This window comes from Aeromonas sp. BIGb0445 (assembly GCF_024809075.1).
GTDB classification, from domain to species: domain Bacteria; phylum Pseudomonadota; class Gammaproteobacteria; order Enterobacterales; family Aeromonadaceae; genus Aeromonas; species Aeromonas rivuli.
This window is the reverse complement of sequence record NZ_JANUES010000003.1, coordinates 174,501-186,926: the sequence shown is the minus strand read 5'-3', so window position 1 is coordinate 186,926 and position 12,426 is coordinate 174,501. Positions and strand designations below refer to the sequence as shown.

General features: G+C 61.7%; 13 protein-coding genes. 1 reads left to right on the top strand and 12 read right to left on the bottom strand.

Annotated elements, in window-relative coordinates:
• Nucleotides 1-2: 2 nt before the first annotated feature.
• The 3 genes from M2367_RS07600 to M2367_RS07590 form a co-directional block, all read right to left on the bottom strand.
• Nucleotides 3-314, bottom strand: a complete 312-nt coding sequence (locus tag M2367_RS07600; protein WP_042043919.1) for a helix-turn-helix domain-containing protein — start codon at nt 312-314, stop codon at nt 3-5.
• Nucleotides 311-844: a DUF1523 family protein gene (locus M2367_RS07595; RefSeq protein WP_042043920.1), complete on the bottom strand. Its 534-nt coding sequence runs from the start codon at nt 842-844 to the stop codon at nt 311-313. The genes M2367_RS07600 and M2367_RS07595 overlap by 4 nt, the downstream gene beginning before the upstream one ends.
• A 176-nt stretch (nt 845-1,020) precedes the next feature.
• Nucleotides 1,021-2,643, bottom strand: coding sequence for a methyl-accepting chemotaxis protein (locus tag M2367_RS07590; protein WP_259236323.1), 1,623 nt, complete (start codon nt 2,641-2,643; stop codon nt 1,021-1,023).
• Nucleotides 2,644-2,806: 163 nt separating this feature from the next.
• On the opposite strand from M2367_RS07590, the gene M2367_RS07585 reads away from it, so the two are divergent.
• Nucleotides 2,807-3,439 carry a LysE family translocator gene (locus tag M2367_RS07585; protein ID WP_042043922.1) on the top strand — a complete coding sequence of 211 codons (633 nt, stop codon included), beginning with the start codon at nt 2,807-2,809 and terminating at the stop codon, nt 3,437-3,439.
• Between the two features lie 74 nt (nt 3,440-3,513).
• On the opposite strand, the gene M2367_RS07580 is transcribed toward M2367_RS07585, so the two are convergent.
• The 9 genes from M2367_RS07580 to M2367_RS07540 form a co-directional block, all read right to left on the bottom strand.
• Complete coding sequence (locus M2367_RS07580) at nt 3,514-4,728, bottom strand: sodium:proton antiporter (RefSeq protein ID WP_259236322.1); 1,215 nt, start codon at nt 4,726-4,728, stop codon at nt 3,514-3,516.
• 4 nt (nt 4,729-4,732) lie between these two features.
• Entirely contained in the window at nt 4,733-5,836 is a 1,104-nt protein-coding gene (locus M2367_RS07575; protein ID WP_259236321.1) for a protein O-GlcNAcase, read from the bottom strand.
• 23 nt (nt 5,837-5,859) lie between these two features.
• Complete coding sequence (locus M2367_RS07570; RefSeq protein WP_042043925.1) at nt 5,860-7,590, bottom strand: potassium/proton antiporter; 1,731 nt, start codon at nt 7,588-7,590, stop codon at nt 5,860-5,862.
• A 244-nt stretch (nt 7,591-7,834) separates the two neighbouring features.
• Nucleotides 7,835-7,984 (bottom strand): hypothetical protein, encoded by a 150-nt coding sequence (locus M2367_RS07565; RefSeq protein ID WP_157014099.1) that lies wholly within the window; start codon nt 7,982-7,984, stop codon nt 7,835-7,837.
• Complete coding sequence (locus tag M2367_RS07560; RefSeq protein WP_259236320.1) at nt 7,981-8,688, bottom strand: M15 family metallopeptidase; 708 nt, start codon at nt 8,686-8,688, stop codon at nt 7,981-7,983. Before M2367_RS07560 ends, M2367_RS07565 begins: the two co-directional genes overlap by 4 nt.
• A gap of 26 nt (nt 8,689-8,714) precedes the next feature.
• Nucleotides 8,715-9,842, bottom strand: coding sequence for a succinyl-diaminopimelate desuccinylase (dapE, locus tag M2367_RS07555; RefSeq protein WP_259236319.1), 1,128 nt, complete (start codon nt 9,840-9,842; stop codon nt 8,715-8,717).
• A gap of 22 nt (nt 9,843-9,864) precedes the next feature.
• The gene (locus M2367_RS07550) at nt 9,865-10,215 is read right to left on the bottom strand and encodes an ArsC family reductase (RefSeq protein WP_259236318.1); all 351 of its coding nucleotides are present in this window, start codon (nt 10,213-10,215) and stop codon (nt 9,865-9,867) included.
• A 352-nt stretch (nt 10,216-10,567) separates the two neighbouring features.
• Entirely contained in the window at nt 10,568-11,479 is a 912-nt protein-coding gene (locus M2367_RS07545) for a LysR family transcriptional regulator (protein WP_259236572.1), read from the bottom strand.
• A 319-nt stretch (nt 11,480-11,798) separates the two neighbouring features.
• Nucleotides 11,799-12,113 (bottom strand): hypothetical protein, encoded by a 315-nt coding sequence (locus tag M2367_RS07540; protein ID WP_042042947.1) that lies wholly within the window; start codon nt 12,111-12,113, stop codon nt 11,799-11,801.
• Nucleotides 12,114-12,426 lie beyond the last annotated feature (313 nt).

The following is a 12,426-nucleotide window of genomic DNA, read 5'->3' as shown; positions in this document are numbered from 1 at the left end:
GATCAGGGATAGCCCAGGATCTGCTTTATCTCGTCAATGTGGGCCGCGACCCAGACGGGATTGATGGGACCCCAGTCACTGATCCGGTAATGGCCCTGCTGATGACGGGCCCCCGGGGTTTGCTCGAACTCGCACAGCAGATCCAGTTCGGCCAGGGCGCAGAGGGTGTCCTGGGCGGTGCGTCTGGGCATGCCAGTGGCGGCCATGATGGCCACCACTGTGTCTGTGCCGGTCGCTATCAGATGAGCAAGATAGAGACGACGATAGAAGCTGGTGCGGGTCTTGCTGGCACCTGTGGCTCCCTCTTTACTCATATCTCATCCTCTACGCGCTCGAAGTAGCGCCACAACGCGAGGGCGGATTTACCGATAGCCAGGGCCCAGATCCCGAACCAGAACCAGCGGAAGAAGCTCCAGCTGGAGGCGTTGGCGTCGGTGGTGGTCTTGATCTTGGTGACGTTCGGGAACATGGAGAACATGTTCACCCGCCAGCCGTAAGAGGTGATGATGGCCAGCTTCTTCTCGAACTCCATGGATTTGGCCTTGGCCTGAACATCGGCGGCATCAAACTTGAAGTAGAAGGGGAAGCCCCAGCCGGTATCTTCATTGCGAAACACCCGGATCTTCTCGCCGGGGCGCTCGGTATAGATGTAATACACATCCGTGGTCGGGCCATCAGCCGGGTTGTTTTTGCTGATGGGGCCATCCTTGTCGGTGCGCTTCACCTCGACCCCCGTGATGGTGGCGATGGTGTGCTCAGGCAAGTAGTAATCGAGCCAGGTGGCGGACAGCAGGGCGATGAGCCCCAGGATGATGAAGGCGGGCTTCCTGAACTTCAGATTCATAATGCTCTCATAAGCGGGGCGTTGGCGTGCCTCTACCATACCGATATTTGCCGGTCAGGCACAGCCCCCAATGAAGCCAATATGTAAAAAGGCCGTTTTAAACAATGACGAAAGGGGGCCTGGATCGGGCGAGAGGCCCGCAGGCGGGGCCTCAGTCTGGGCATGGAAAGCGGGTATCACAACTGGAACTGGGCCAGATGCTTGCGCTGCTGTTCGGCGAGCTGTGACAGCTCGTGACTGGCGGCTGCGCTCTGGCTGATACCGGCGGCACTCTGGTGCACTATCTCGTAGATGTTGGTGATGTTGTGGTTGATGTCTGCGGTGACGCAGGACTGCTCTTCGGCGGCGGTGGCCACCTGGGCATTGGCGCCGTTGATCTGGGTGACCGCCTCTGTGATGCCCCCCAGCAGATCGTGCACTTCGGCGGAGAGGCGCTGATTGTGCTCAAGGATGGTGAGGGTCTCCTGAACGCCGTTGTTGGCGGACTGGGACTGGCTCTGCAACTGCTCGATGATCCCCTGGATCTCCTTGGTGGAGTCCTGGGTGCGGGCCGCCAGCAGGCGCACCTCGTCGGCGACCACCGCGAAGCCGCGACCGGTTTCCCCGGCGCGGGCGGCCTCGATGGCGGCGTTGAGCGCCAGCAGGTTGGTCTGCTCCGAGATGCTCTGAATCACCTCAGTCACCTTGCCTATCTGCTCGGACTGGGACTTGAGCCGCGCCACCACGCTGGCGGCGCTCTCCAGACTGCCCGCCATGCGGCTGTTGGCCTGGATGCTCTTGGCAAACAGGGCCAGCCCCTGTTCGACCCGGCGGTGGGCGTCCCGTGCCAGCTCGTCGGCCAGGGCGGCATTGTGGTTGACGTTGTCGGCGGTGCTGGCCAGTTCGGTGACGGCGGAGGCGACCTGTTCGGTCTCGCTGCGCTGCTGCTGGGCGTTGGCCTCGGACTGGGTCATGACGGCGGCCAGCTCGGTGGCGGCGGAGGCCACGTTGCCGCTGATGCCGGTCAGGGCATGGATAGTGCTGCCCAGCTGGCTCAGGGTCTGGTTGATATCCTTGGCCAGCTGGCCCAGCTCATTATTGCCCTCGGATCTGGCGCGCACGTTGAAGCGCCCCTGAGCGACAGCGTGCATCACCTCCTGCAACTGGCCGATGGGCTGGACGATGCGGCCGGAGAGCCACCAACCACCGCAGAGCGCTGCGAGTAGCGTGGCTGCCATCATCAGCAGGGTTTGCAGCAAGGTGGCGCGATAGTGGGCCTGCTCCAGGGCGATCTCCTGCTGAGTCAGCTGGTTGATGTGGGCCGACAGGGTGTCTATCTGCCTGATCAGCTGCTCCCCCAGCTCGCGAAAGCGCAGCCGGGCCTGCTCATCGGCGGCGGGATCGCCGCCCCCCTGGAATCGCTGGGACAGCAGCGGCAGCATGGTGCTGCGGGTGTGGGCCAAGTAGTCTTGCAGGGCGGCGGCCACCTGGCGGTTGTCCTGCTCGGTGCCGGGGATGACCAGTCGGGACAATATGGTCCCTAGCTCCTGCTCGGCGGCAGTGAGGATGGCGGGCAGCTCGGCGAAGCGGGCCTGATCGTAGAGGCCGTAGATGGCGTTGGTGCGTAGCCGGTAGCTGGTGTGGATCAGGGCGGCGATATCATCCTTGTGGCGGGTGACGCTGGTGGTCGTTTCGTTCATGTTCATGATGGCGCCGTCTATCGCCTGTTTGCTGACGACGGCCATCAGGATCATCAAGAGGCTGGCAAACAGGAGGGGGATGAGCACTTGCAGACGGATAGACAGGTTATTCAACGACATGAAACTTCCTAACCCTAAAGAGGTGTGAGGCGGCATCTTACACAGGCGCGACAACGCTTGTCACAAGGTTTTTAATGCTGAAATCTTGCTGAAGGAAATGATTTTCTTGTGTTAAAAGAGTGTGATAGGCAAGATCCTTTGCTTATTACCATGGAGGTGTAGTGTGTCTGACTGGTTCGATCCGGCCATCTTGGCCCTGTTTATTCCCACGTTTTTCTTCGTTTCCGTGACCCCCGGCATGTGCATGACCCTGGCGATGACCCTTGGCATGAGTCTGGGGGTACGCCGTACCCTGCACATGATGTGGGGTGAGCTGATTGGGGTCGGCCTGGTCTCGGTGTTGTCTGTGGTCGGGGTGGCGGCCGTGATGCTCAATTATCCGAGTCTCTTCTCCGCGTTCAAATACGTGGGGGGAGCCTATCTGATCTGGCTCGGCATCCAGATGTGGCAAGCCAAGGGCAAGATGGCCATCCCGGCCGATCTCTCCACCGTGCAGGAAACACGCCCGCTCACCCTGGCGATGCAGGGGTTCGTCACTGCCATTGCCAATCCCAAGGGGTGGGCCTTCATGGTCTCCCTGCTGCCTCCCTTCATCAATGCCGCCAAACCAATGACACCGCAGATAGGTGCCCTGGTGGCGCTGATCCTGGTTATCGAGTTCTCCTGCCTGATGCTCTATGCGAGTGGCGGTCGCACCCTGCGTCACTTCCTCGCCAAGAGCGGCAACGTGGCGCTGATGAACCGCATCGCGGGCACCCTGATGATTGGGGTCGGGCTCTGGCTGGCCCTGGGCTGAGTCACTCATTTGCCAGCTAGCAAAATGCCCCCCTCTTTGGGAAAGAGGGGGGCATTTTTATGGGCGCTCACGGCTCAGAGAGTACGGCGCTTGAGGCGATTGACCCAGGGATTGGCGCTGATGCCGTGCAGTATCACGCTGAGCAATATGGTGCAGAGCACCGTCTTGATGATGGGATCCTGACCGAGCAGGGCGGGTTTGTTCTGCAGGACCATGACGGCAAAGACGATGCTGGCCAGACCGCGGGGGCCGAACCAGCCGACAAACAGCTTGAGCTCGAGTGTGAGGCCGGTGCCCAGCAAGCAGATCCACACTGGCAGCATGCGCAGCAAGGTGAGGCTGGCCAGGGCATAGAGCCAGTATTGCCATTCGAGCAGGCTGCCCATGATGGGCAGCATGGTGGCGCCAAATACCATCCAGATCACCACGGAGAGCAAGTCACCATACCCCTCGCAGCTGTCGAGATACTCGTGCTTGTGTTCGCCAAACCGGTAGCCTATCAGCAGACCGGCGACGAAGGCGGCGATGAAGCCGCTGCCTCCCAGGGTCTGGGCCAGGGCGAAACTGAGCAGGGCCAGACCCGGCAGGGTAAGCTGGCGCCAGAGCGGCAACTGCCAGCCATTGAGGTAGGAGAGCTTGAGCAGCCAGAGGGTAAAATGGCTGAGCCCCAGCGCGACGGCCACGCCTATGCCAATCTCCTCGAGCATCAGGCTGAGCGCCAGGGCCCCGGTACCCTGGTGCTGCTCGGTCGGGGCGATCAACGCCAATAGCAGCAGGATCACCGGTACGCAGATGCCATCATTGAGTCCGCTCTCCTGATTGAGCCCCTCTCGTATCGGGGCGGGCACGGCAGGATTGCTGACCACGGCCTGGCCGAGGGCGGCATCGGTCGGGGTCAGTATGGTGGCGAGGATGGCAAGTTCGAGCAGGGGAAGGTCGGGAAAGAGCCAACGGCCGAACAGGGCGCCGCCGACCAGGGTCAGGGGCAGACCAATCAGCAGCAAGCGGATCGGCAGGCGACGGTTGGCTTTCAGCACCTGCCAATCGGTATTGGCGGCATCGTTGAACAGCACTATCACCAGGGTCAGTTCGGCCAGCAGCTTGATCCCCTCGTTGTCTATCTCCAGGGTGAACAGCTTGAGACCGCCGGGGCCAAGCAGGGCCCCCGCCAGCAGGAACAGCAAGGGGCCATTGATGAGTTTGGATTCGAAGCGGCCAGCTATCAGGCTGTAGACCAGCAAGAAAGCGGCGATGATGGTCAGATTCTGGTAGATGAGGCTCGCCTCCATGGGGTCAGTCGGTCAGGCAGTCTGGGTCGAACACGAACTCGCCGTCCAGCCAGCGCACTATCTCATCGACGCAGGCTTGATCTCGGAACGGCAGATAGCGGGCCCGTAGCCGGGTGATCTGTTCCGGATCGAGCTGGGCCAGGCCTATGTCTTGAAACAGTGGCAAGTCGGCCTGGATCATGGCCGAGATCTGCGGGCCACAGGTGGCATTGAGGGAGGCGTGCAGCGCCTTGTCCGGATCATACTGCTTGCCGAGCCGATAGCTCATCGGCAGTGTCGCCAGCGGCAAGGCCGAGAGTGCCGCCTGCTTCATGGGGTTGACGCCGTGGCCGGAGGTGAGCTCCAGCAGGTCGGCTGGCCTGTTCTCGAAGGCGCGCAGATACAGGTAGCTGCTCGCCTTGCTGCCATCATTGACCGGGTAGTTATCCCACAGGAAAGGCTTGCGACCGAGCAGCTCGCTGACCTGCTTGAGGTGCGAGACTGGGTATTCGCTTGAGCACACTTTCTGGCCGGTCCAGAAGATATCGAAACGCTGATCCAGCCCCTTGCCTATGTCTTCTAGATAGTTGGCCGGCATGGCGCCAAACACCTTCTCCAGCACGGGATCGGTCGAGTAGTAGCTGGGGCAGAACAGCAGGCGACGGGACTGGCTGTGGGCGGCGATGTCATGGGCAATCTTGATCTGCAAGGGGGCGAGCTCAGGGCTGTCACCCACCATGTCGTCAAACAGCACCGCCAGTATGTCCGGGGCCAGCACGTCGTCGATGACCCTGAGCTTCTCGAGCAGGGCTGGACGTTGACGCTCGTAGTCGTGATGGGCACCCATGGGACTTAAGCCCACACCAAAGGCCAGACCGTTGGCGCGACACTGCTCGGCAAACTGGCGCAGGGCGTTGAGGTGCGCCTCTGGCCAGGGCAGTGCCCAGTGCTTGCGCAGATAACCGTCATCCTTGGGGGCATACAGATAAAAACCATAGCCGTGGCGAGGTAGCCACTGGGCGTAGTGGGCGCGAGCGGCCCAGCTCCAGCCTTTGCCAAAGAAGCCCTCGATGAGACCGAGGTGGGGGTTAGGCGCGCCAGCGCCCGACATCAGGCTGTGCTCAGACATAGTGTTGCTCCATCAGGTGGCCGTCAGACCGGGTCTTCATCGAGGAAGCGCACGCCTATCTTGCGGGCCTCATCCCCATCCATTTCTGCTACGGTCCAGATCATGCCTTGCCATGGGTATTGGTCACCCACCACCAGATTATCGCCCAATCGGCCGGCAAGGAAGAGGCCAAGGCTCTGATTGGGATCCTCCAGTTCGGCGAGATCCAGCCCGTAGATAGGGGCCAGATCCACCAGGCGGGCCGACGCCTCCAGCAGGAAGTCACCGAAGAAGCGCGGTCCCAGATCCTGCTCCGGGGCCTGGCTGAACAGCTGACCCAGGGCGGTCAAGTCATGTTCATGGCCAATGACGCAGAGAACATCGTCGGCCTGCAGCCGGGTACTGCCCGAGGGGTGGAGCAGGTCCTGGCCGCGAAACAGGGCGCAGACCCGGGTACCGGTTGGCATCTTGAGGTCGCGCAGGGGCGAACCTATGCACCACTTATCCGAGCCGAGTCGGTAGACGAAGGTCTCCCACTGGCTGTCGACATCAATTTCCAGGCCGGAGCGATTGATGGGGGAGGGGGGCACCGGCACCTCTACCCGCGCCAGGCGCGAGGCCAGTGGCAGCGAGCTGCCCTGCAAGATGAGGGAGACCAGTACCACGAAGAAGGCGACATTGAAGTAGAGCTGGGCATTGGGCAGCCCCGCCATCATGGGGAACACCGCCAAGATGATGGGCACGGCGCCACGCAGTCCCACCCAGGAGATGAACCAGCGCTCCCGGGGGGCAAAGTTCTTGAACGGCAGCAGGCCAATCCAGACCGAGAGCGGGCGGGCAAACAGTATCATCCACATGGCCAGTGCCAGGCCCGGCAGGGCGATGGGCATCAGGTTGCTCGGGGTGGCGAGCAGGCCCAGCACCAGGAACATGCCTATCTGGCTGAGCCAGGTCAGGCCGTCCAGCACGGAGAGGGTGGTGCTGCGGCTGCGGATCACCCGGTTGCCGAGCAGCAGGCCGGTGAGATAGATGGCGAGAATGCCACTGCCCCCCACCGCCGTGGTGATGGCAAAGATCAGCAGGCCGCCGCTGACGGTCAGCAGCGGGTAGAGTCCGGGTGCCAGCTTGGCGCTGTTGATAAGCTTCCACAGCAGCCAACCAGCCCCCAGGCCAATGCCGGCGCCCAGGCCAAACTGTTGCAGCAGCTTGAACAGGAAGGACCAATCCAGTCCCTGCTGGCCGGTGGCCAGGATCTCGATCAGGGTGATGGTGAGAAACACCGCCATGGGATCGTTGCTGCCCGACTCGATCTCCAGGGTGGCGCCGACCCGTTCGTTGAGACTGCGCCCGCCAAGCAGAGAGAAAACGGCTGCCGCATCGGTGGAGCCGACGATGGCGCCGATCAGCATCCCCTGCAGCAAGCTGAGATCAAACAGCCAGGCGGCCATCAAGCCGGTCAGGCCTGTGGTGATGGCGACCCCGAATGTTGCAAGGGAGAGGGCGGGCCAGAGGGCAACCCGGAATGAAGAGACTCGGGTGCGCATGCCGCCGTCGAGTAAAATAATGGCGAGTGCCAGGTTGCCGACCAGGTAGGCGACCGAGTAGTCGGCAAAATGAATGCCTCCCGGGCCATCTTCCCCAGCCAGCATGCCGACCGCGAGGAATATTACCAGGATGGGGATGCCGAGCCGGGATGAGAGTGCGCTCAATAGGACACTGGCACCCACCAACAGGGCACCAATAAGAAAGAAACTGTTGATGCTGACTGCATCCAATGGCGTACTCCTTCTGTCAAAATGCAAATCAGGCACATTATATGCATTTAGCCCCCGCTTGTGTGGGCTATTTGTGCATTATTTTGCAATTTAGAGACATGTTGGCCATCTCTGGCTGGTGATGTCGTCCATTGAGGTCGGAGTCCTATGAGAACAGGCGGCAGGAGAGGGCGGAGTGCGCGAGGCTGTGCAGTGATAGAGGGGGAATCACCATGAAAAAGGACCCGGAGAGGGTCCCTTTTGGTCAGTAATCGTCGTCATCATCCTTGACGTCGCGGATCTTGTCCTTGTACTTGGGGAGCTGCTTCTCAAGTTGCTTCATGTCCTTGATGGCATTGAGAAACAGGCCAAGCAGAAAGAGTAGCGGCAAGCCTATTAACAGCCAGAGACTCATGGGGTACTCCTTTTAATGTCATGGCCGCCGTCATGGGGAACGACGTAACGGGCCAGGATCTCGTCGAGATGGGTCAGGATAGTCTGCTTGCCTTCAATATCCGCCTGTTGCAGGCAAAGCGCCAGTGCCTTGGCATCGAGCCGCTGTCCCCAGGCCTCTGGCGCGAAGCTGAGATGCCAGGGTTCGAAGGCGACCGCGCTGGGGATCTGCTGCGCATCCCCCTTGCCGTAGGGCAGAAAGAAGCCGAAATCCCCCATGTGCTCGACTAGCCAGTCTGACAACCCGGCGAACCAGCCCCCCGCCTGATACTCCCAGGGCTCAAGGGCCAAGCGTACCCCCTCTGGCAGGCAATCCGGATCATAGATATCGAGATCCGTGCCCCAGTGGTGGCGGCTGGTGCCGGGCAGGGCGCTCCAGCGCAAGATGGCATGGAGTCGCTCGACCTCATCGAGTTGCAGGGCATTCAGGGGTTGGCCATCTGCGTCTTGCAGTGGCCGCTCACCGCGCCACTTGCCGTTCCAGATGGCGAGCTGGCGTTCGAAGCCGCGCCAGCTGGAGGCCGGTTGCAGGTTGTGGCCTGCGGCGGCGGCGGCCACTTGCATCTCCTCGAAGGCTGTGGCGGCGGCGGCGGTGAGCCGGTGAGGCCCCGCCCCCAGCAAGACGAGGTGTTCCTCATCCTGGCCAAGCAGCTGATCCTGAGTCATTGCGGCTTCTCCTCCTGCAGGCTGGCTCATGCCAGCAGACACTCCAGCACACCCTGATACATGTCGGCCAGCAGATCGAGATCCTCGGCCTTCACGCACTCGTTCACCTTGTGGATGGTGGCGTTGACCGGGCCCAGCTCGATCACCTCGGCCCCGGTGGGGGCGATGAAGCGGCCATCTGAGGTGCCGCCGGTGGTGAGCAGGGCAGGGCGCTGGCCATTGACGCGCTCTATGGCCACGACGGCCGCTTCCAACAAGGCACCGGTGCCGGTCAGGAAGGGCTGGCCGGAGAGGGTCCACTTCAATTCATAGTCAAGACCATGACTGTCGAGCAGGGCCTCGACCCGCTGGCGTATATCAAGGTCGGTGAGCTCGGTGCTGAAGCGGAAGTTGAACTGGACGTGCAATTCGCCGGGGATGACGTTGGAGGCGCCGGTACCGGCCTGGATGTTGGCAATCTGGAAGCTGGTGGGGGGGAAGAAGTCATTGCCCTGATCCCAGACGGTGCTGGCCAGCTCATCCAGGGCGGGGGCCGCCTTGTGGATGGGGTTGTCCGCCAGATGGGGGTAGGCCACATGTCCTTGCACCCCGCGCACCAGCAGGTCGCCGGTGATGGAGCCGCGGCGACCGTTCTTCACCACATCGCCCACCTCCTTGGTGGAGGAGGGTTCGCCGACGATGCACCAGCGGATCTTCTCGTTGCGCGCCTCAAGGGCTTCGATGACGCGCACCGTACCGTTGATGAAGGGGCCCTCTTCATCGGAGGTGATGAGGAAGGCGATGGAGCCCTGGTGATCCGGGTGGGCGGCGACGAAGCGCTCGGTGGCGACCACCATGGCGGCCAGGGAGCCCTTCATGTCGGCGGCACCGCGACCATAGAGGATGCCATCGATGATGGTTGGCTCGAAGGGGGGGGTGTGCCACTTGTCCAGGGGCCCGGCCGGCACCACGTCGGTGTGGCCAGCGAAGCAGAACAGCGGCCCCTCGCTGCCACGGCGCGCCCAGAGGTTGGTGGTGTCTTCAAACACCATGGGTTCGATGACGAAGCCGAGCCGGGCGAGGCGCTCCGCCATCAGGGTCTGGCACCCTTCATCCAGGGGGGTCACTGAGGGGCGGCGGATCAGATCCTTGGCCAGTGTGATGACAGTCGACATCGGCGTTCCTTACAGGAAAAGGTTAACGAGAGAAGAGGGATTGGTAGTGGTCGGCTTTGAAACCCAGGTGCAGCTCGCCATCTTTGTCCAGCAACGGGCGCTTGATCATGGCGGGCTGGGCCAGCAGCAGAGCACGGGCGCGGGCCAAGTCAAGCCCCTGCCTGTCTGTCTCCGGCAGGGCGCGGAACGTGGTGCCGCGGGTGTTGAGCAGGGCTTCCCAGCCGAGCTGGTCTAGCCAGGCGTCCAGCCGGACAGGCTCCAGGCCATCGGCCCTGTGGTCGTGAAAGCGATAATCGACACCTGCCTCATCCAGCCACTTGCGGGCCTTCTTGATGGTGTCGCAGTTTTTGATGCCATAGAGGGTGATGGCCATGGGGAGTCCTTCTCTGGGGGCGTGGCCCCGAAATCAATGAGAGGCCGATTCTGGCATTGTGGCCCGCCCAAGGCAACGACCTGGGGCACCCTTGTGCTGGAACCGGGTGCAGGTCATCGATGAGAGGCCGATGCTGGCAGGGTATGCACACCAGGTTCAAGGCAACCAGCCAGGCCGCCTTGCGTGCTGAAACAGGGGTTCTGTCATGCAAGGAGAGGCCGATGCTGGCAGGGTAGCCACATTCGGTTCAAGGCAACCAGCCAGGCCGCCGTGCGTGCTGGAACAGGGGTCTGTCATGCAAGGAGAGGCCGATGCTGGCAGGGCTGCGAGGCCTGGGGCTCAAGGTTTCGGCCTAGATGGCGTCGAGTTGGGCAGCCCAGCGCAGCAATACCCCTTCAAACCAGTTGAGCAGTGCGTGGTTGTCGTCCCGCCGGTGGCGGATCAGGCTGATCTCGAAGCGCGGCAGCGGGAAGCTGAGCGCGCATTCGGCCAGATCGAGCAGTGCCATCATGGGTTGCAGTATGCGGGCGGGCGCGGTCAGCAGCAGCGGGCTCTGGGCCAGGATGAAGGGGGCGGACAGAAAACTCTGCACCACCAGCGGGATCTCGCGCTGCAGGCCGTGGGCCGCCAGCAGTTCATCGACAATACCGTGTGGCTCGCCTCGGGGGCAAACCAGCAGATGCTGGGCCCTGGCGAAGTCGGCGATGCTGAGCCTTTGGCCCAGCAGGGGATGGTGGCGGTGGGCGCAGCTCTGCAACCTATCCTCGAACAGGGGCTGGCGCCGAAGGCGACCGGGCAGATCATCCTGTTTGCTGATCACCAGATCGACCGCGCCCTGGTCGAGTTGATGCTCGAACGCCTGGGTCAGGGGGATCATCTGTACCCGCAGGCGAGGGGCGAGCCGTTGCAGCTCGGTGAGCAGGCTGGGCAGGATCACGTATTCGGCATAGGTGTGGGCCCCGATGCGCAGTATCCCCTCGAAACAGCTGGGATCCAGCTCGGGTGACGGGCTCAGGGTCTGCTCTATGCCGGCGAGGATCTCGCGCAGGGGCAGCAAGAGTACCTCGGCCCGCACTGTGGCTTCCATCCCTTGGGGGGTGCGGATCAGCAAGGGATCATCATAGAGCAGCCGCAAGCGGGACAGGGCCCGGCTGACGGCGGGTTGACTCATGGCGAGGCGCTCGGCCGCCTTGGTGGTGCTGCGCTCCTCGAGCAGGGCCTTGAGCACCACCAGCAGGTTGAGGTCTATGCCCCGTAAATTCACTCTATGCATAACGGGATACTAACAAATCATTTCCTTAATAAGTGCAGTCACTCTAATCTGCTTGCCGTCGACGCGCGGCATACCGGTCAGTTGCCTCTGTCATCTGGCCAGGTAGTGCCGAACAGTTGCCCCTTTTTGCGTGGTGCCTAGGGTGGCGATTCGACAAACCTGAACTCTTTTACTCTGCCAGGCAGCGTGTTGCTTGCTTGTATGCCCGCCGTCATGGCGGGTTTTTTTATGGGAGCCAGGCGCATCTTCAAGCCGACAAATAAAACGCGCCTCGGGGCGCGTCTTAAGCAAACTGGGGTGGGTCTGATCGTCAGGGGGCCACTGGCCACTGGTAATCAAATACCCTGGCCCGCTCCCAGGGGGCTTCCGGCAGGCCGGAGGTGAGGCCGGTGTACTTGCCAATGTCGTCCACCACTATGGCAGAGAGCACCGGCAACTGATGCTCGGTGCAATACATGCGAATGCGCTGCAGCAAGGTGCGCAGTTCGTCCTGGCAGGTCTCCAGCCCGGCCATCTTGGCCAGTTTGGAGTAACGGATGGTTGAGCGTTCCTTTGCCGACTCGACGAGAATATCCCACAGCTTGTAGTCGCAGGTTGTCATGCTTGCGGTGGCCTGGTTTGTCATAGCTCTCTCCGGTGCGAAGTGGTCGCAGGGTGTCGATGCCGATAGTGGCAGCTTGAGCGCGCCGGATCTTGATCCAGCGCAAAAAGCGGGTTATTAGCCCCGTCTTGGCAGTTGGAGGCATTCTAAAGCTTTGTCTTTAGAATAAAAGACTGAATTTATCACTTGTTGTGGAGCTAATGATTGCATGGTGCCTCTGGTGTGCTGTTTTTTGATAGGGATCAATGGGCAGAGACGAATGACCCTCTAGATTGCACAGTTCGATAGACCCCTCGGCACTCTTGCCGTGACTCGCCAGGGCATCCAATGCTACTCG